At 36.1% G+C, this 17,702-nt stretch carries 22 protein-coding genes; 9 read left to right on the top strand and 13 right to left on the bottom strand.

All coding sequences use genetic code 11. The annotated features are described in order from the left end of the window. Positions 1-9 precede the first annotated feature (9 nt). Genes AAEU33_RS01680 through AAEU33_RS01670 form a run of 3 tightly spaced genes read right to left on the bottom strand, consistent with a single transcriptional unit; the run spans position 10 to position 1,833 of the window. Positions 10-816 (bottom strand): TPM domain-containing protein, encoded by an 807-nt coding sequence (locus AAEU33_RS01680; RefSeq protein ID WP_345990685.1) that lies wholly within the window; start codon positions 814-816, stop codon positions 10-12. Next, positions 797-1,228: a TPM domain-containing protein gene (locus tag AAEU33_RS01675; RefSeq protein ID WP_172284169.1), complete on the bottom strand. Its 432-nt coding sequence runs from the start codon at positions 1,226-1,228 to the stop codon at positions 797-799. The genes AAEU33_RS01680 and AAEU33_RS01675 overlap by 20 nt, the downstream gene beginning before the upstream one ends. Next, complete coding sequence (locus AAEU33_RS01670) at positions 1,225-1,833, bottom strand: LemA family protein (protein WP_172283591.1); 609 nt, start codon at positions 1,831-1,833, stop codon at positions 1,225-1,227. The genes AAEU33_RS01675 and AAEU33_RS01670 overlap by 4 nt, the downstream gene beginning before the upstream one ends. Positions 1,834-1,906: 73 nt before the next feature. Between AAEU33_RS01670 and AAEU33_RS01665 the strand changes: the two genes are divergently transcribed. Both AAEU33_RS01665 and AAEU33_RS01660 read left to right on the top strand, forming a co-directional pair. Beyond that, entirely contained in the window at positions 1,907-2,407 is a 501-nt protein-coding gene (locus AAEU33_RS01665; RefSeq protein ID WP_345990683.1) for a dihydrofolate reductase, read from the top strand. Between the two features lie 68 nt (positions 2,408-2,475). Continuing rightward, entirely contained in the window at positions 2,476-3,048 is a 573-nt protein-coding gene (locus AAEU33_RS01660) for a tetratricopeptide repeat protein (RefSeq protein ID WP_172283595.1), read from the top strand. A 69-nt stretch (positions 3,049-3,117) separates the two neighbouring features. Here the strand turns inward: AAEU33_RS01660 and AAEU33_RS01655 are convergent, their stop codons facing one another. The 3 genes from AAEU33_RS01655 to AAEU33_RS01645 all read right to left on the bottom strand — a co-directional run bounded on the left by AAEU33_RS01655 (position 3,118) and on the right by AAEU33_RS01645 (position 5,301). Then, complete coding sequence (locus tag AAEU33_RS01655) at positions 3,118-3,750, bottom strand: trimeric intracellular cation channel family protein (RefSeq protein WP_345990681.1); 633 nt, start codon at positions 3,748-3,750, stop codon at positions 3,118-3,120. Between the two features lie 82 nt (positions 3,751-3,832). Beyond that, complete coding sequence (gene coaD / locus AAEU33_RS01650) at positions 3,833-4,306, bottom strand: pantetheine-phosphate adenylyltransferase (protein ID WP_172283599.1); 474 nt, start codon at positions 4,304-4,306, stop codon at positions 3,833-3,835. A 2-nt stretch (positions 4,307-4,308) separates the two neighbouring features. Further along, positions 4,309-5,301 (bottom strand): D-alanine--D-alanine ligase, encoded by a 993-nt coding sequence (locus AAEU33_RS01645; protein ID WP_345990679.1) that lies wholly within the window; start codon positions 5,299-5,301, stop codon positions 4,309-4,311. A 156-nt stretch (positions 5,302-5,457) separates the two neighbouring features. On the opposite strand from AAEU33_RS01645, the gene AAEU33_RS01640 reads away from it, so the two are divergent. The 5 genes from AAEU33_RS01640 (at position 5,458) to murI (ending at position 10,772) form a co-directional block, all read left to right on the top strand. Next, entirely contained in the window at positions 5,458-6,567 is a 1,110-nt protein-coding gene (locus tag AAEU33_RS01640; RefSeq protein WP_345990678.1) for a PASTA domain-containing protein, read from the top strand. A gap of 71 nt (positions 6,568-6,638) precedes the next feature. Further along, positions 6,639-7,703, top strand: a complete 1,065-nt coding sequence (locus AAEU33_RS01635) for an RluA family pseudouridine synthase (RefSeq protein ID WP_172283605.1) — start codon at positions 6,639-6,641, stop codon at positions 7,701-7,703. A 51-nt stretch (positions 7,704-7,754) separates the two neighbouring features. Beyond that, positions 7,755-8,705: a type IX secretion system membrane protein PorP/SprF gene (locus tag AAEU33_RS01630; RefSeq protein ID WP_172283607.1), complete on the top strand. Its 951-nt coding sequence runs from the start codon at positions 7,755-7,757 to the stop codon at positions 8,703-8,705. 50 nt (positions 8,706-8,755) lie between these two features. Beyond that, the gene (gene hemW, locus AAEU33_RS01625; RefSeq protein WP_345990675.1) at positions 8,756-9,880 is read left to right on the top strand and encodes a radical SAM family heme chaperone HemW; all 1,125 of its coding nucleotides are present in this window, start codon (positions 8,756-8,758) and stop codon (positions 9,878-9,880) included. A gap of 61 nt (positions 9,881-9,941) precedes the next feature. Continuing rightward, positions 9,942-10,772 (top strand): glutamate racemase, encoded by an 831-nt coding sequence (gene murI, locus AAEU33_RS01620; RefSeq protein WP_172283619.1) that lies wholly within the window; start codon positions 9,942-9,944, stop codon positions 10,770-10,772. Between the two features lie 57 nt (positions 10,773-10,829). Here murI and AAEU33_RS01615 read toward each other — a convergent pair whose 3' ends face one another. After that, positions 10,830-11,429 carry a nitroreductase family protein gene (locus tag AAEU33_RS01615; RefSeq protein ID WP_306614562.1) on the bottom strand — a complete coding sequence of 200 codons (600 nt, stop codon included), beginning with the start codon at positions 11,427-11,429 and terminating at the stop codon, positions 10,830-10,832. A gap of 84 nt (positions 11,430-11,513) precedes the next feature. On the opposite strand from AAEU33_RS01615, the gene AAEU33_RS01610 reads away from it, so the two are divergent. After that, positions 11,514-11,861 (top strand): helix-turn-helix domain-containing protein, encoded by a 348-nt coding sequence (locus AAEU33_RS01610; protein WP_172283622.1) that lies wholly within the window; start codon positions 11,514-11,516, stop codon positions 11,859-11,861. Here the strand turns inward: AAEU33_RS01610 and rsmD are convergent. The 4 genes from rsmD to AAEU33_RS01590 form a co-directional block, all read right to left on the bottom strand. After that, positions 11,858-12,436, bottom strand: coding sequence for a 16S rRNA (guanine(966)-N(2))-methyltransferase RsmD (gene rsmD, locus AAEU33_RS01605; protein WP_345990673.1), 579 nt, complete (start codon positions 12,434-12,436; stop codon positions 11,858-11,860). The genes AAEU33_RS01610 and rsmD overlap by 4 nt on opposite strands. A gap of 70 nt (positions 12,437-12,506) precedes the next feature. Beyond that, positions 12,507-13,223, bottom strand: a complete 717-nt coding sequence (locus AAEU33_RS01600) for a DUF3822 family protein (RefSeq protein WP_345990671.1) — start codon at positions 13,221-13,223, stop codon at positions 12,507-12,509. An 18-nt stretch (positions 13,224-13,241) separates the two neighbouring features. Beyond that, positions 13,242-13,736, bottom strand: coding sequence for a Smr/MutS family protein (locus AAEU33_RS01595; protein ID WP_345990669.1), 495 nt, complete (start codon positions 13,734-13,736; stop codon positions 13,242-13,244). Positions 13,737-13,744: 8 nt separating this feature from the next. Beyond that, positions 13,745-14,239, bottom strand: a complete 495-nt coding sequence (locus tag AAEU33_RS01590) for a metallophosphoesterase family protein (RefSeq protein WP_345990667.1) — start codon at positions 14,237-14,239, stop codon at positions 13,745-13,747. Positions 14,240-14,341: 102 nt separating this feature from the next. Here AAEU33_RS01590 and AAEU33_RS01585 point away from each other — a divergent pair, with 102 nt between their 5' ends. Further along, a complete protein-coding gene (locus tag AAEU33_RS01585) occupies positions 14,342-15,889 on the top strand; it encodes a serine hydrolase (RefSeq protein ID WP_345990665.1) in 1,548 nt (515 codons plus the stop codon). A 60-nt stretch (positions 15,890-15,949) separates the two neighbouring features. Here AAEU33_RS01585 and AAEU33_RS01580 read toward each other — a convergent pair whose 3' ends face one another. Beyond that, positions 15,950-16,999, bottom strand: a complete 1,050-nt coding sequence (locus AAEU33_RS01580) for a T9SS type A sorting domain-containing protein (protein ID WP_345990663.1) — start codon at positions 16,997-16,999, stop codon at positions 15,950-15,952. A 213-nt stretch (positions 17,000-17,212) separates the two neighbouring features. Next, complete coding sequence (locus tag AAEU33_RS01575) at positions 17,213-17,689, bottom strand: histidine phosphatase family protein (protein ID WP_172283636.1); 477 nt, start codon at positions 17,687-17,689, stop codon at positions 17,213-17,215. Positions 17,690-17,702 lie beyond the last annotated feature (13 nt).

Below are 17,702 nucleotides of genomic sequence, written 5' to 3'. Positions count from 1 at the left end.
ATGTGTATGTTACCATCCTCCGGATGCACCTCCTCCGCCAAAACTTCCACCTCCTCCGAAGCCGCCAAATCCACCTCCTCCGGAACTTCCGCCACCAAAGCCTCCACCGCCGAAGCTCCCTGGGAAAGGGAAGAATCCGCCAGGGTAATTTCTGCGTCCTCTTCTGTTCAGGATTACATCGTCATCATCATTATTTCCGCCCCCACCTCCTCGGTTCCCGAACAGAATAGCCAGAATAATAAATATAACGAAAGCAATGATAAGAACTCTCAATGCCTTTCCATTTCCTTCCCCTGTTGTTGGTTCATTTACAGGCTTAAATTTCCCCTGAACGGCTTCCATAATGGCCGAAGTACCACGGTTTATGCCTTCATACCACAATCCTTGCCTGAAGTTAGGAGTTACAATATAATCCAGTATTTGTCCGGAAACTGAGGCGGTAAGGTATTGTTCTACTGCTCTTCCCTGCTGTATAGACATCGTCCTGTCCTGAGTTGCTATAAGAAAAACAATTCCATTATCTACCCCTTGCTTTCCGATTCCCCATTTTTCACCAAACATTGTTGCCAGAAAATTGACATCTTCTCCTTTTGTACTTGGAATAATAATCACCTCAATTTCCGTAGATGTCGAATCTGCGAATTTGATCAGCTTATTATTAAGATCATCTTTTTCCTGTTGTGAAAGAAGGTTAGCTTCATCATATACAGGATATAAAACAGCTGGTTTTTTAGGAATGGTATATTGTGCTGATACAAAAGTGTAAAAGCAGATCAATAGAAATGAAAATACTGATTTAAGAGAACGTAATTTCATTGGGGAGTTCATTGGGATTTTCTCCTTCTACAGGAAAATATTTTTTTAATTCAATACCAGTCTCGAGAATGGCACTCTTCAAAGCTTTGTAATAATTTCCTTTGGCAAATTCAGAAGTTATATAGTCATGCAGGTGATCCCAGAAATACTGATGTACTTTTTCATGAATTCCCGTATCACCAATAATGGTAAGGTATTTTTGTTCAAAATTAACATGGAAAAGTACTGCATTTCTATGCGTGGTTTTGTGCATACCAAGCTTTTTAAAAACTTCCAGCGCTGTTTGGGCATGCTGGGTTTCCGTATGGGAATCTATATGCACTCTGATCTCACCTGTAGAATTCTCTTCCGCAGACTGAATAGCTTCCACCAGGGAAGCTATTTGTTGATTTGTCAGGAAATTGCTCATTATTCAGAGAAAACTTCTGGTGCTTTATTAGCTCCGGCTTCTGCTTTGAAATAAGGTTTTTCTTTAAAGTTTGTAAAATTCGCCAAAATATTATTTGGGAAAGTTTTTATCGTAGTGTTATAATCTTTCGCAGCATCATTGAAATAAACCGTTTCAGATCTGATACTGTTTTCAATTGCGGTGTATTCTCTTTGGAAATTGATGTACTGCTGATCAGCCTTTAAATTAGGATATGATTCTACCACAGCCATTAATCTGCTTAAAGCTCCTGATAATTCTCCCTGTGCAGCCTGAAACTTCGCAAGGTCAGCTTCTGTCATATTGGTAGGATCAATATTTATAGAGGTTGCTTTCGAACGGGCCTCTATTACTTTGGTTAAAGTTTCCTGTTCAAATTTAGAATATGATTTTACCGTTCTTTCGAGGTTAGGAATCAGGTTGGCTCTTTTCTGATAAACAGTCTCTACATTAGACCATTTGCTGTCAACATTCTGTTCTTTTGTTACGAAATTATTATATCCGCTTTTTCCCCAGAAGAAGATTACGGCAACAATGATAAGGAGAGCAATGCCAATAGTTCCGGCGCTCAAACAGCCTTTATTTTTCATAGTTTATTTTTTTAAATTTTTTGTGCTAATCAAATATACAAATTATGTGCTAATTTTGTGGAAAATTATTTGAATGACAACAATTGTGGTAGCAATGGGGGAGAAAAATGAAATTGGTTTTAATAATCAGTTACTCTGGCATCTTCCGAAAGATTTAAAACATTTTAAAGATATAACTTCCGGACATCCGGTAATCATGGGAAGAAAAACCTATGAAAGCATCGGGAAGCCACTTCCTAACCGTACCAATATTGTTATTTCAAGAAAAAAAGATTGGTTTGAAGAAGGAATCCTGATCGTGGGCAGTATCAAGGAGGCTGTAAAATTTGCCAAGAAAATTGATGAGGAGATCTTTATAATAGGCGGAGGAAACATATATGAACAGACGATGGATGTTGTGGACAAGCTTGAAGTAACTTTAGTAAAAGCAGATCTTGAAGCGGATACCTTTTTTCCAAAAATAGATGGTAAAATCTGGGCAAAAACAAATGAAATTTGCCATGAAAAGGATGAAAAGAACCCGTATGATTTCTGTTTTCAAACGTTTGAGAGGATTAAAAGTAAACAGGAGTAGAATTCTGACGGCTAAGTTCTAGCTTCTAACCTCTAAATTTTTTATCTTTGCACTTCTAAAATTGAATAATGAATAAATACATAAAAATTGTAATCGCAGCTCTTCTTATATTGGGTGGACTTGCCATGATGATTTTCACAAGAAATTTAGGTTGGGGAATTGTAATCTTTCTTCTTTCAGCTTTGCCGATCTTTCTTTTCTTTAAAAATGAATATATCCTTTTGGCTTTCTGGCAATTGAGAAAACAGAATATGGAAAAAGCTGTAACTTATTTAGACCATATCAGGAACTATCAGACACAGCTTCATAAATCTCAATATGGTTATTTCCATTATCTGCAGGGATTAACTCTGGCTCAGGAACATCCTACCAAAGTTGAGCCTTTAATGAGGAAAGCACTTGAGTACGGTTTAAATATGAAACATGACAGAGCAATGGCTACTTTAAATCTTGCTGCTTCTGCCATTTCTAAAGGAAGAAAACAGGAAGGACAGAAATTATTGGAAGAAGCTAAAAGATTGGATAGTGCAGGAATGATGACAGATCAGATCAAAATGATGAAAGATCAGTTGAAGATGCCGACAATGCAGAAACATATGCATAACCCTAATATGAGACAAAGAGGAGGGAAAATAAGATAATCGATTCCTTACCATAAAAAATAAAGGCAGAAAGTTTACTTTCTGCCTTTTTATATTGTTTTGTATGATCTACATTTCCGAATTGTGGTCATATCCGTAGAACTTAGGCATCTGCCAGTGGTATTTTACCGCCAGTGTACGGATCACCACTATCAGAAGGATCGTAAAAATCTGGATAAAAGTGTAGGAAAGATTAGAATATTTTGTCATCAGTAAGAAAGCAGTTCCGCCAAAAATACAGGCTGTAGCATAAATTTCTTTTCTGAAGATCAGAGGTATCCTGTTGAGTAAAATATCCCGGATAATCCCTCCGAAACAACCTGTAATAGTTCCGAGTCCGATGCATATCAAAGGATGGATGTCTGCATTTAAACCTTTCTGGATACCTATAATGGTAAATAAGCCGAGTCCCAGGCTATCAAAAATAAATAAGGTAACCTGAAAGTTTTTTTCAAAAGATTTAAAGACCATCGTAAATATGCTCGTCATAATAATAACAGCGCAGGTCAGTAAATCATGCATCCAGAATACCGGAATATCCAGAAGCAGATCCCTAACAGTTCCTCCTCCCACTGAAGTTACGAAAGCTATAATGAGAACTCCAAAAGGATCAAGTCGTTTTTGCATAGCAGCAAAGCTTCCCGACATCGAGAAGGAAATTGTCCCCAATACTTCTATGGCAAAATTGAACTGTTCGTGCATATATTTTGAATGATAGCTGATAATAGATTGATGGTTCTTCCATAAGCAAATCCTTTACCATTTATCACTGATCAACCATTATTTATTTTTTTGTCTTCTCTACTCTTACCGCTTCAGGAACCAGAAGTTCATACTCTCCGTTGTGGTTGATGATTTCCCTTACAATGCTGCTGCTGATAAAAGATTTTCCTGATGAAGTTAATAAAAATACAGTTTCAAGCTTCTTATGGGCCAAAGTTCGGTTGGTATGGGCAATTGCTTTTTCAAATTCAAAGTCTGCAGGATTTCTTAATCCGCGGATTATGTATTGTGCATTTTTTTCAAAACAATAATCAACAGTAAGGCCTTCAAAATAGTCAACCTCTACGTTGGGAAATTCTGCAACAGAATTCTGGATAAATTCCATTCTTTTTTCAAGCGGGAACATGTATTTCTTTTGGGAATTCTGTCCGATGGCAATAATTAATTTATCAAAAAGGGGAGCAGCTCTTTCTATAATGTCATAGTGACCTAGAGTAATAGGATCGAATGATCCCGGAAAAACAGCAATTTTCATAATTAGTTTGGTTTTTTCGCTAATGCTTTTTCAACTTCATTTCCACAAAGATCCATTATGGATATACCGTAATGTTTTGCCTGCTGTGGTAGAATACTTGCCGGAGAAAATCCCGGGTTTGTATTCATTTCGAGCATATAAGGAATGCCGTCCATCAATATATATTCACTGCGTGAAAAACCACTCATTCCTAAAGAGTCATAAGCCTTTTTTGAAATTTCTTCAACTCTTTTTGTTGTTTCTTCGTCAATTCTTGCAGGGGTTATTTCTTCTGAAGCACCTTCGTACTTGGCTTCATAATCGAAGAATTCATTGGTAGGAACAATTTCTGTTATTCCCAAAACAATTGTCTCTCCTTTAAAATCAATTACCCCTACAGATACTTCCATTCCATCCAGGAAGCTTTCTATTAAAATTTCATGATCTTCCTTAAATGCAACTTCTGTCGCCGGAAGTAATTCGGACTTTTCTTTTACTTTAGTAATCCCTAATGATGAACCGGATTGGTTAGGCTTTACAAATAGGGGAAGACCAAGATAGTCTACTATTTCATCAACATTGATATTTTCACCCTTTCTCAGATAAATACTTTTTGCTGATGGGATACCATATTTGGACAGAACTGCTAAAGTGTCCTTTTTATTAAAAGTTAAGGCACTCTGATAAAAATCACAACCCGTATAAGTTTGCCCTATAGCATCCCAGTAGGCCTGAAGTATGCCGTTCTCACCAGGTGTTCCGTGAATGATATTAAAGCATACATCAAACTTCAATTGTTCATTATCTTCCAATGTTACAGAGAAGTCTCCTTTATTGATCGGATATTCCTTTTCGTTCTGATCCAGAAAATACCACTTATCCTTTAAAACAACTACTTTATATACATCATACAGATTCCTGTCCAACGAATCATAAATTAATTGACCGCTTTTCAGGGAAACTACGTATTCATCAGAATATCCGCCCATAACTACGGCAACACTTTTTTTGCTCATAACCAAATAGTATCAATTAAGGCAAATTTAATCATTTTATGTAATGCAACAGGTGAAAATCCGAAATTTTGAAACCAAATATGAAATGTGATAAATAAAAAGTACATTCTAAAATTATTAGCTATATTTGCCATTATAATTAAAGTATTTTTAAGTATGCTTAAATCACTTTTCAACTGGAAAGTTTTACTGAATTTGTTAATAGCCATCGGTGTTTTTATAGGGTTGGTATGGCTTACATTTCGTTGGTTAGAATACCATACGAATCATGGTCAGGAAATTCCGGTTCCCAATGTTGTAAACAAATCCGTTCATGAGGCGGTAAAAATATTAGATGATGCCGGTCTGGGCTATGAAGTAGACAGTGCTGCTTATGATCCAAAATACAAACCTTTCCAGGTTTTAAAGATGTCTCCTACTCCTGGTTCCCATGTAAAGGATGGAAGAGCTATTTATCTGATCGTAAACCCGAGAAGCTGGGCTCCGGTTGCAATTCCTGATGTTATTAATAAATATTCAGGTCTGGCTTTCCAAAGGATAGATCAGGTAGGTCTGAAAGTGGGAGATACTATCTTCGAACCTAGCATCCAGAAAGATGCAGTACTTAGAATTTTATTTAAAGGAAACCCTATGAAACCAGGATCGCTGATTCCTAGGTTCTCAACGATAGATGTGGTAGTTGGTTCAGGACCCATGAGAAATATTTCTATTCCTAATGTGGTTGGCTTAACGGTAAAAGAGGCCAGAGCATTAATTACAAGAAGTATGTTTGAAGTAGGACTGGTAGAACATGAAGATGGAGGTAAAGATGAATCTGATATTATCTATTATCAGGATCCTGCTGCAGGAGATGTAAGAGATCAGGGAATGCAGATGGACCTCTGGGCAAGTAAAAAGACTCCGGCAGAATTGCGCTCTAAAATAGAAGAGCTGAATTCCGTATACCGTATGAAGGTAGATACTTCGTTGCCACCTATACAATATGAAGAAGTTCCTGTTCATCAGCAGCCTGTTTACGAACCGGTTCCTGTACCACCAGTGGTTCATAAAAAAATTGAACCTGCTAAAACGGAAGTTTCTAAAACTCCGGTTTCGAAACCTGCGACTGCTGATACGAAGCCGAAAACAACAACAGAAAGTAAACCGAAGAATACAACAACCAATACTCCTGCGGGAAATAATAATGCTGGAAATAACAAAACAGCAACAAATGGTACACAACAACCAGCTCAAAAGCCAAAGGCCAAGAAAGTTGTAGTAGAGTAGTTACCATTTATTATTAAAAATACAGGCTTCAACTTATCATGTTGAGGCCTTTTGTGTAAAAAATAAAAATCATGACAGAAGATAACGAGGATTTTTTTGATGAAGAATTATTGGATTCCAACAATATTGATATTGATGAGGAAAATAAAGGACTGTATGAGCATTTCAATATTACTGTCGATAAAAACCAGGAGCCTTTAAGAATAGATAAGTTTTTACTGATTTTCAGGCAGAATTCTTCAAGAAATAAAATTTCACAAACATGCAGAGCAGGTAACGTTGTCGTAAACGGAACTCCTGTAAAACAGAATTACCGTGTAAAGCCGGGAGATCAGATTTCTGTTCTGCTGGCCCATCCTCCGAGAGAAAATGTAATTATCCCTCAGGATATTCCGATTAATATTGTTTATGAGGATGATGATCTTGTTGTTGTAGATAAAGAACCCGGAATGGTTGTGCATCCCGGATTTGGAAACTGGGATGGTACTTTGGTGAATGCTCTTGCGTTTCATTTTGCCAAAAATGGTGAGAAATCTGATCTGGATAGAGTAGGCCTTGTTCACAGGATTGATAAAGATACCTCGGGTCTACTGGTTATCGCCAAGAATGAATATGCATTAAGCTTCCTTGCCAAACAATTTTTTGACAGAAAGACCAAAAGATTATATTGGGCTTTTGTATGGGGGAACGTACAGGATGATGAAGGTACCATTCGGGGGCATATAGGGCGTCACCCAAAGAACAGGATGCAGATGTCGGTTTATGAGGACGGAAGCCACGGGAAGCATGCGGTTACGCATTATAAGGTTTTGGAAAGGTTCAGATATATGACCTGGGTAGAATGTAAACTGGAAACAGGAAGAACCCATCAGATCAGGGCTCATTTTAAACATATTGGCCATACCCTTTTCAATGATGAAAGATATGAAGGTCATACGCCTTTACGAGGAGTGAATTTACCTAAATATAAGCATTTTATTAAAAATGTTTTCGAAATCCTGCCAAGACATGCACTTCATGCCCATACCTTAGGTTTTATACATCCTACCACTAAACAGGAATTGTATTTTGAAAGCCCAATGCCTCAAGATATGGCGGATGCTGTAAAAAAATGGAGAAATTATTTGGAAAACTAAAAATATATTGAGATTTTTTTTATATTTGTTGAATTGAAATCAAGATTTGTTATGAGAAAACTATATGCTATAGTGTGTTTGGCTCTTTTGTCAAATGCATACAAAGCACAAGAAACACTACCATATTATCAACAATATCTTTTGGATGGTGAGTTCCTGTTCAACCCGGCACAATACGGTAAAACAGATTATGTTCAGCTCAACCTCAATTATCAACAGCAATTTTCAAAATTTAATGAGTCTCCTAATGTGCAGTCAGTAGGGATCAATGCTAACATTTTTGATAGAGTTGGTGCAGGGATATCTGTTTTTAGAGATAGTAATGGTCCTATTTCAGCAGGAGGTATTACAGCGGGTGCTTCATATTTTATTCCGCTTAGTAGTGAAGGAGAGAGAAAAGATCAGTTCTCATTCGGTACCAGTGTTAGTTTTTACAATATGAATTTTGATTATACTAAAATCAATACTGAAGATGGGTATGATCCTTTATTGCAGGGTACGGAGAGTAATATTTTCATGGCATATGCCAACTTTGGTTTAGCCGCGACTTTTAGAAATATCTTTGCCGGAGTATCGGTTAATGATATTGCTTTGACGAATGACGAATCTATTGTGAATGGTCGTGAGCCTTCTCCTATCAAGTTCTTCTTAAACTTAGGATATGACTGGCATTTTGCAGATAATATGTACGTTACACCATCTGCCTTAATCAATTTGAATACGAATTCTACAAGAACAATTGATTATAACTTGATGGCCACATTCTTTAATGATATCAATTCATTCTCTTTTGGGGTAAGTTACAGATCAGTTCAGAACAGATTTGATAACCAGCAATTAAGTATTTCACCACTAGTAAAAGTAAGATTCAATAAGTTTATGATCGGAGCAACTTATAATTTAGGTTTATCTGATATTCAGACTTATGGAGGAAACAGCTTTATGATCGGATTGGGTTATAACTTCGATAACTTTATTAATCATAGAGGATATAGATATTAATCAATTTAATTTAAATAAATTTGAGCTCTGAATTTTTCAGAGCTTTTTTTATGATTTATATTCACATTCCTTTTTGTAAACAAAAGTGTAGTTATTGTAATTTTCATTTTTCAACATCTTTACTGTCTAAAGATGAGGTGCTTTCTGCTATTAAGAAAGAACTTTTTTTAAGGAAAGATGAATTACATAATAAAACACTACAGTCGTTGTACTTTGGTGGCGGAACACCTTCAATCCTATCAGGAGATGAGATCAATTCAATTGTTGATGAGGTATTGAAGTATTATAGTTTTGAAAAGGATATAGAAATTACTTTGGAAGCCAATCCGGATGAGCTGGATAAGACCTTCCTGAGAGATCTCTCAAAATCACCGGTTAACCGATTGTCAATCGGAACGCAAAGCTTTTTTGATGATGACCTTAGGTTGATGAACCGTGCTCATAATGCTTCACAGGCAGAGGATTCTATTAAGAGAGCACAGGATTTCGGTTTTGAAAATCTGAGTATTGATCTGATCTATGGATCTCCCACTTCTAATTTGGAAATCTGGAAAGAAAATCTGAATAAAACAATTGCCCTGGATGTTCCTCATATCTCTTCTTATGCACTGACCGTAGAGCCTAAGACGGCATTGAATGACTGGATTTTGAAAGGGAAAGTGGCTACACCAAAAGAAGAAGAGCAAAATAAAGAGTTCTACTATTTGTCAGACTTTTTAAAAGACAATGGTTTTGATCATTATGAGGTATCTAATTTTGCTAAACCAGGATTTTATTCAAGGCACAACTCGTCCTATTGGAAGTACAAAGAATATTTGGGACTAGGACCCTCAGCCCATTCATATAACGGAGCTGACGTGAGAAGTTGGAATGTCGCAAATAATCAGCTTTATGTAAAGAAGCTGAATTCAAATTCTTTGGCTAAAGAAACTGAAATTCTATCGCAGGAAGACCAGTTTAATGAGATGATCATGATCGGATTACGGACGATATGGGGAGTGGACCTGGATAAACTGAAGAATAAGTTTTCTCCTGAAATAGTTGAGAAATTTGATCAGGAGATTAAAGAAAAGATAGCTGACGGCATACTTGTTATTGAAAATAATCATTTGAAAATACCGGAAAAGCACTGGTTTATGGCGGATGGAATTGCTTCAGATCTGTTCCTGATTTGATTGTAAAAGTTTGATGTAATACTGGTGAAATTCATTATTTTTGTATAAAATTTCAACTCTTTTGAAAACTAAGAAACAAGATTATTCGCATCTTTCGGCTAAACAACCTATCGGAATTTTTGATAGTGGTGTAGGAGGTTTAACCGTTGCTAAAGAAATTAAAAGGCTTCTTCCTCATGAAGATCTTATTTACTTTGGTGATACCAAGCACCTTCCTTACGGAGAAAAGTCTCGTGAAGCTATAATAGAATACTCTACCAAAATCACAAATTTTTTATTGGAGCAGAATTGTAAAGCAATTGTTATCGCCTGTAATACAGCAACAGCAAATGCTCTTAATGAAGTGATGCAGACAGTTGCCGGAAGAGTTCCTGTTATTGATGTTATTAATCCGGTTGCAGAGAAGGTATCTTATGAGATCCACACCAATGTTGGCGTGATTGCTACAAAAGCAACTGTGAATTCAGGGCTGTACAAAAAAAGTATAAGAAAGCATAATAAATGGATCAAAGTGGATGAGCTGGCAACTCCATTGCTGGTTCCTGCCATTGAGGAAGGATTTAAAAACCATCCGATTACACATGCGATCATTTACAATTATTTAAGCAATAACAAGCTAAAAAATATTGAAACATTGATATTAGGATGTACGCACTATCCCCTGCTAATCGATGAGATCAAGCAATATTACGGAAACCGTGTTCGTGTTATTGACTCTCCGAATATCGTGGCGAGCCATTTGAAAATTATTCTTGATAAATACAATCTTTTAAACGATCTTAATGCTAAGCCAAGTTATCACTTTTATCTTTCGGATCTGACGAAGAATTTCGAAAAGATATCCAAAAAGTTCTTTGGTAAAAGTATAGACCTGGAATTGAAAGTATTATAATATAAAAAGCTGTTACAAGGAATGTAGCAGCTTTTATTTTAATCAACATTTAAAAAGTTATAGTTCTACTATTATTTTTTCTGATTTCAGTCTTTTCTTAGAGGTGATTGTCGGTTGATTAGTGTCCGTTCCGGATCTTTCTCCGATAGTGACAGCAAATAGAGTTTCATAAAGATCATTCTTCAGGATATTATCGTACTTGTCCGTTTCAATTCCTTCCATAGGAGTAGAATCTATTCCCATTTCGGCGCATGCTGCAAGCAATACACCAAGAGAGAGATATACCTGATGGGCTAACCAAGCCCGTATTGCAATGTCACCTTTAGGTTTTACCATCGTTTTATAGTAATTAATCGATCCTTCAGGTAAGTTTTCCTGAATTTGCTTTTCAAAATCTTCAACGTTTTTCAGAACCTGGAAGACAATGAGTTGACTACTGTCCAATACTTTCTCCTTATTAAAATAAGAAGCTTCAGCCAATTGTTCTTTTATTTTCTGATTATTTACAAAAATAAAATTCCATGGCTGGCTGTTGATAGAAGAAGGGCTCAGGTTGAGGATTTCCTTTAATTCAAGAATTTGTTCTTCGCTTACTTTACCTTGTGGATTATACTTTTTCACAGTATACCTGGTTTTCATTTTGTTTAAAAAATTCATAATTTTGTACTATATTTTTTATAGTTGCAAAACTAATTTAAGTTTAATAAATTTGCAAGAACGGTCAAAAAGGATAGTAGTAAAATGTATACAATAGATAATAAAACGTACCCGTGTTGTACAAGTATCACCATGAAGTTTATTGGTGGGAAATGGAAAGCAGTGATTTTATACCATCTTATTGAGGGGGCAAAAAGATATAATGAGATCAGGAAAGATATTCCTACCATTACGGAAAGAACATTAAGCCTTCAATTAAAACAATTGGAGGAAGACGGTATTATCAGCAGAAAGGTTTATACGGAAAAACCGCCGTTAGTAGTGGAGTATGCCTTAACTGATTTTGGAAAGACGCTTCTTCCTGTTTTGAATGAAATTACAAGATGGGGAGACGAAGCCATTGCCAATTCCAAAAAAATAACCAGGAATTAGAGTTCCTGGTTTTCTGTATCTGATTGAGTTGGTTCAAAAAAGCTGAAACTTACGTTTCCATATTTTCTGGTATCTATAAGATTCGGGTGTTCAAATTTTAAGCGACTCTGATGCTCTATAATAAGAACTCCGTTTTCTTTCAGGTATTTATTGTTTAATACCAAAGAGATGATTTCATAGTATTTCTTCTCTTCAGTTTCAAAAGGAGCATCGGCAAAAACAATTTCAAAAGATTTTTTATTTCTGAATTTCTTGAGCCAGTCCACCACGTCCCCTCTTTGCACATTAACCTGTAACGACATGTCCAGTTCGGATGCCGTAGAATTAATGAAGCTTGTATGTTTGGGGTTCATCTCTACAGAAGTTACATCCTGACAGCCTCTGGAGGCAAATTCTAATGAAATAGAGCCTATTCCTGCAAAAAGATCAAGAACAGAGATCGATTGTATATCATATTTATTTTCCAGAATACTGAACAGAGCTTCCTTTGCAAAGTCAGTAGTTGGCCTTACATCAAAGTTTTTTGGGGCGGCAATTTTTTTGGCTTTCCATCGGCCGGAAATTATTCTGTACATGTTGTTTAGATGTTAGATTGTTGGTAATGGATGCAATGTCAGGTAAGACCTGGCGTCTGCAACCTGTGGCCTAATTAAGTATAAAATTCTTATTAGGAACGTTATCATATACAATTTTCAGGTTCTTTACGAATTTTTGTAATTCAGAAATGAATGTTTCATTTTCAGTGGTTTCTCCATAAGCATAGAAGTTGGTTTCATTGATTCCAAATCCTATTTTACTTAATGTGAACATTACAAAATAAAGAAAATCAACCTCAGAATTGACATCCAGATTATTGTATAAGATCAGTTTTTTATTATCAAGGGCAAAAAATTCACATTGGTTATGATAAAGGTTAATGTGGATTTCTTTATTGTTTTTATGGCTGATTGAATTCAGGAATTTTTCTCCTGAAAAATTAAAGTGAACGGGAACGGCCAGCTCCTTTATCTTTTTATAAAAGTTTTTAGGAAAAGTATAATAGAACTGAATCCTGAACTTTTTATTAAGGGACAGCATCAGCTCTTCATTGTCCTTATCCACAGGAGCATTGAATGCAATAAGATCATATCCCGCCTCATGTTCTGAAAATCCTTCAGGCATAAGGGTAAAATGGTTCAAGGCTGAAATGACAGAAATCTCATCGAACCTTTGCTTTATTAAAACTTCATCCAGTTTCTCAGCGATAAAATTTTTAGGAGACTCTTCATTAACGAAATAAGATTTCTCTACCAAAATGCTTTTATTCCTTGCAATTTGGTAGATTAATCCGTCTTTTGTAAAAAGTAAATTAAGTACGTTCATATTTCTATTGCTGCAAATTTAGTGAAATTCTACCATTACCGCACCTGATTGATGATGAAGTATTTCCTTATTGTAAAAATCCAGATCGGCCTGGCTTTCTAAAACATCTAAAACCATCCTTTGCAGAACACCGTCTCCAATGCCATGAACAATCTCCAATCGTTTAAGATGATTTTTCCGGCAGAAGCTCAATGTATCGATTAATTTTTGCTTTTGGAGGAAAAGTCTCTCGAATCCGTCATAATCATTTGGGTTTTTAACGAGATTATGAAAATGCAGGTCGAGAACCATATGATTTTTCTGATGTTTCTTTGAAGTGATTTTTTTGGGTTCAGCCTTTTTTACCACTTTTATATTATCATATATGGAAGCATTTTTCGGAACCAGTTTTTCCTTTGGATACTGATGGGTAAAACCATATTCATCTTTAAGAACAACAATATTTCCTTTTACGGAAGTTACAACCCCGCTTAAATCTTCATCTACCACAGAAACCTGATCTCCAATCTTCATATGTATTTCTATTTTGGACCTAATTCAATAATTTCCAGATCTTTTACTTCTTCACCATCGACCACAAAACGCATCATTGTTCTCACTTTGTGCCACCCCTGTTTTCCGCATGCCCCCGGATTAAGGTGAAGTAAATTATTTTTTGCATCAAACATCGCTTTCAGAATATGAGAATGTCCTGAAATAAATAGCTTAGGAGCTTTTTCTCCAATTTCTTTTTTAGCTATTGCGGTATATTTTCCGGGATAACCTCCGATATGGATCATAAGAACTTCCAGATTCTCACAGAAAAATCTCTTTACCTCCGGAAATTCGGACCGGATTTTCGCATTATCAATGTTTCCGTAAACGCCTTTTAGTGGACCGATTTTCTCAAGTTGTTCGATCACTTCAAGACTACCGAAATCACCACAGTGCCAGATTTCATCAGCGTCTTTGGCATATTCCAGGATCCTGTCATCAATATAGGAATGAGAGTCGGAAAGAAGAAGGATTTTAGTCATTATCTTACATTTTCTTTCAGGGATATTCTTCGTGTTTAAAATAAAGTTCAAATTTACTTAATAAATGTCGAATTGATTAACTTTGAGAAAATTTAAAAAATAATGAAACAGAAAATTTCTTTTTTCATTTTTCTTTTGACAGTCGGCTTGATGAATGCACAGGTTGAAGAAAAAAAACTGGATGAGCTCATTCAAAATACCTTAAAAACCTTTGATGTTCCGGGAATGTCCGTTGGAGTGATTAAAGATGGACAATTGATCTATTCGAAAGGATTCGGAGTTCGTTCTTTGGCTTCAAAACAACCCATGGACGAAAATACCCTTGTAGGAATTGCTTCAAATTCTAAGGGATTTACCTGTACGGCACTGGCAATTCTGGCAGACGAAGGAAAACTGAAATGGGATGATAAGGTTTCAAAATACCTTCCTGAATTCCAGATGTATGATCCGTACGTTTCTCAAAATGTAACCATCAAGGATCTGGTAACTCACAGGGCAGGATTGGGATTAGGACAGGGAGATCTGATGTTTTTTCCGGAAGGAGGAAGTCTTACGGTAAATGATATCGTCCATAATGTAAGATATCTGAAACCTGAAAATCCTTTCAGAACAACGTTAGATTATAATAATATCATGTTCATTGTTGCAGGGGAGGTTATTCACAGGATTTCCGGATTAAGCTGGGCAGATTTTATTGAGCAAAGAATTATGAAACCTGTCGGTATGAACTCCAGTTTTGGAAGCTATAACAGGGCAAAAGGGGTAACCAATAAGATTGATGCTCATGCTCCGGTAGATGGAAAAGCAATTGCTGTTCCCCACGACTGGAATGAAACAGGAAATGCAGCCGGAGGGATTATGAGTAATATCAAAGATATGACGACCTGGGCCCAGTTCTTATTAAATAATTTCACAACGAAAGAAGGAAAAAAACTGGTTTCTGACAAACAGGTACAACAGTTATGGAGTCTGCAGATACCTAGCGGAGTAGCTCCTAAAAATCCTTATGATACAAGCTTTTACGGATATGGAATGGGATGGTTCCTGAGTGATGTTAAAGGACATAAACAAATTCAGCATACAGGAGGGCTGATCGGCACCGTAACCCAGTTTACATTGATTCCGGATATGAAATTAGGGATTGTCGTTTTAACCAATCAGCAGTCCGGAGCAGCTTTTAATACCGTGACCAATACTTTAAAGGATTCTTATCTGGGAATTGCAAACCGGAACTGGCTCAAAACATACGGGGACAGAATGGCTAAAATGAATGCTGAATACGATAAACAAAAGAAGGAAGCTTTTGAAAAATCCGAAACATTTAAAAAGAATAAAAACCTACAGCCAAAAGCAGAACAGTTTGTTGGAAAATATAATGATATCTGGTTTGGGGATGTAGAAATTACCCAGCAGGGAAATGCTTACAGAATCACATGTGAAAATTCTCCGAGATTAAAGGGAGAATTGCTTCCTTATTCCAACAATTCTTTCATTATCAAATGGGATGATAGAAGTTATGATGCGGATGCGTATATTATCTTTAATTATGATGAAAGCGGGAAGGCTGAATCCGCAAGGCTAAAAGCTATTTCCGATGTGACGGACTTCAGTTTTGATTTTGATGATCTGGATTTAAAAAGAATTCTCTAATATAAATACAATAATAATCCGGGCTCTAATATTTGTTAGAGCCCGGATTATTAATATAAACTATTCTTTAATGAATTTTTTAATCAGATCTCCGCTCTGAATGATATAGGCTCCCTTTATCAGTTGACTTATATCGATATTATTTCTTTCGAGTTTTCCGGACAATATAAGTTTCCCTACCATGTCATATATTTTATATTCTTTTGATGGAGGGTTCGTAACTGTTATGAAATCCTTAGCAGGATTGGGATAAATCTGTGTTTTATTTTTGTACTGTTGTTCAGAAACAGACAAAGCACCCAGATCTGCTTTTAATAATGAGCCTCCGAAGAAATCCGTAATAAAAATCGTGTTATTTTTTACGGCTAATCCTGATGGGTAGCTGAATTCACTGGAGACAATACCATCGGAAACTATTGGATTAGCCAGGGTGAAATTTAATTGGGATATTTTAGAAGCTCCTGCTTCAGAAATATATAATTGATTTCCATGAGAGGTTAAACCGGAAGGATAACTTAATCCCTGAGCTATTGTTATTGGAGAAGTAGAACTATTGAGTTTAAATTTTGAAACTCTTCCTTCAAACCGTTCAGTGTAGAAAATTTCATCTCCGATTATTTCCAATTCAAATGGAGATGCTGCGGATGTAATATCCACTAATTGTGGGATCGGTTGGCTTACATCTATTTTGGCAATCTTATTATCTCCCTCAAGAGCCATATACAGGTCATTTCCAACGAATTCAAGCCCTAGAGGACTGTTTACATTCGTCAGGATAACTTCAGGCGCCGGATTGGAAATACTGAGATTGATCCTTGAAATTTTATTTCCTCCAAATTCAGAGATATATAGATATTTATCTTTTAATGCCAGACCATAAGGTCTGTTTACTCCTGTAACCACATCCACTGGCGCGGCGCCGGGATTATCGAGGTTTATCTTTACCACTTTATCCAAAGCATAAATGCCGATATACATTTCATTGTCTTCAATGATCATGGGGTTGGGTGTATTCAGATTGGTAATAAATGGACTGGCCGAAACCTGTGCGTAAATTGTGTTCCCTGTAAGCAACAGGATCAACAGTAAGAAATAGAATTGTTTTTGCATTATTATTTTTATTTAGAATAAATATTAATAAAGCAAAAATATTTTATTCTGAATACAATGACAAAAAGGGCAACATGATATTTGCCCATATATTAGAAACTGTTATGTATAAAAGCGGAACTGGAGATATGATCTTTATAAAAATATTCTTATGCATTATGCATAAGAAAGGAGATTGTAAAAAAAATAAAACAATAAATTTTTAAAATAATTTTAGATTTTTCCAGGTTCGTAAAAAAATAAAAGCTTTTTCGTTGCTCCATCAAATTCCGACCATGAATCACAGTCTATTTCAAAACCGGCAACTCCGCAGGTAGGAAAATGAAAAATATCCTCTGATATAGAGTTGGCAAAATTGGAAATTCCGTTGTTGTGTGAAAAAAATGCTACCGAATTATGATGGTCATCCAGGTTGTAAATTACAGATTCAAAATTCCTTTCAGAAGGGTTGTATAGCTTTTCATCAGTCATGTAATTCAACTGATAAGTCTGATTGAAAATCTTACAGGTATTCAATGCACGAACCGCTGGGCTCGACACTAAATAATCTATAGAAATGCTATTGTTTTTTAAGAATCTGGACATGTTCATTGCGTCCTCCAAACCCTTGTCTGCCAAAGGTCTGTCAAAATCTTCAGTTTCTTCCGGCCAGTCGCTCTTTGCATGTCTCACAAGAATGAGTTTCTTCATAATTTCGTTTTTT

The organism is Chryseobacterium sp. Chry.R1 (genome assembly GCF_039645525.1).
Classification (GTDB): Bacteria; Bacteroidota; Bacteroidia; order Flavobacteriales; family Weeksellaceae; genus Chryseobacterium; species Chryseobacterium proteolyticum.
Note: the sequence above shows the minus strand (reverse complement) of the source record. Positions and strands in the feature narration are given on the sequence as shown.

Bases quoted from the DNA above. Each gene is read 5' to 3' on its own strand.
- AAEU33_RS01680 (WP_345990685.1), bottom strand. From the start codon at position 816: ATGAAATTACGTTCTCTTAAATCAGTATTTTCATTTCTATTGATCTGC.
- AAEU33_RS01670 (WP_172283591.1), bottom strand. From the start codon at position 1,833: ATGAAAAATAAAGGCTGTTTGAGCGCCGGAACTATTGGCATTGCTCTC.
- AAEU33_RS01665 (WP_345990683.1), top strand. From the start codon at position 1,907: ATGACAACAATTGTGGTAGCAATGGGGGAGAAAAATGAAATTGGTTTT.
- AAEU33_RS01660 (WP_172283595.1), top strand. From the start codon at position 2,476: ATGAATAAATACATAAAAATTGTAATCGCAGCTCTTCTTATATTGGGT.
- AAEU33_RS01655 (WP_345990681.1), bottom strand. From the start codon at position 3,750: ATGCACGAACAGTTCAATTTTGCCATAGAAGTATTGGGGACAATTTCC.
- coaD (WP_172283599.1), bottom strand. From the start codon at position 4,306: ATGAAAATTGCTGTTTTTCCGGGATCATTCGATCCTATTACTCTAGGT.
- AAEU33_RS01645 (WP_345990679.1), bottom strand. From the start codon at position 5,301: ATGAGCAAAAAAAGTGTTGCCGTAGTTATGGGCGGATATTCTGATGAA.
- AAEU33_RS01640 (WP_345990678.1), top strand. From the start codon at position 5,458: ATGCTTAAATCACTTTTCAACTGGAAAGTTTTACTGAATTTGTTAATA.
- AAEU33_RS01635 (WP_172283605.1), top strand. From the start codon at position 6,639: ATGACAGAAGATAACGAGGATTTTTTTGATGAAGAATTATTGGATTCC.
- AAEU33_RS01630 (WP_172283607.1), top strand. From the start codon at position 7,755: ATGAGAAAACTATATGCTATAGTGTGTTTGGCTCTTTTGTCAAATGCA.
- hemW (WP_345990675.1), top strand. From the start codon at position 8,756: ATGATTTATATTCACATTCCTTTTTGTAAACAAAAGTGTAGTTATTGT.
- AAEU33_RS01615 (WP_306614562.1), bottom strand. From the start codon at position 11,429: ATGAATTTTTTAAACAAAATGAAAACCAGGTATACTGTGAAAAAGTAT.
- AAEU33_RS01610 (WP_172283622.1), top strand. From the start codon at position 11,514: ATGTATACAATAGATAATAAAACGTACCCGTGTTGTACAAGTATCACC.
- rsmD (WP_345990673.1), bottom strand. From the start codon at position 12,436: ATGTACAGAATAATTTCCGGCCGATGGAAAGCCAAAAAAATTGCCGCC.
- AAEU33_RS01600 (WP_345990671.1), bottom strand. From the start codon at position 13,223: ATGAACGTACTTAATTTACTTTTTACAAAAGACGGATTAATCTACCAA.
- AAEU33_RS01595 (WP_345990669.1), bottom strand. From the start codon at position 13,736: ATGAAGATTGGAGATCAGGTTTCTGTGGTAGATGAAGATTTAAGCGGG.
- AAEU33_RS01590 (WP_345990667.1), bottom strand. From the start codon at position 14,239: ATGACTAAAATCCTTCTTCTTTCCGACTCTCATTCCTATATTGATGAC.
- AAEU33_RS01585 (WP_345990665.1), top strand. From the start codon at position 14,342: ATGAAACAGAAAATTTCTTTTTTCATTTTTCTTTTGACAGTCGGCTTG.
- AAEU33_RS01580 (WP_345990663.1), bottom strand. From the start codon at position 16,999: ATGCAAAAACAATTCTATTTCTTACTGTTGATCCTGTTGCTTACAGGG.
- AAEU33_RS01575 (WP_172283636.1), bottom strand. From the start codon at position 17,689: ATGAAGAAACTCATTCTTGTGAGACATGCAAAGAGCGACTGGCCGGAA.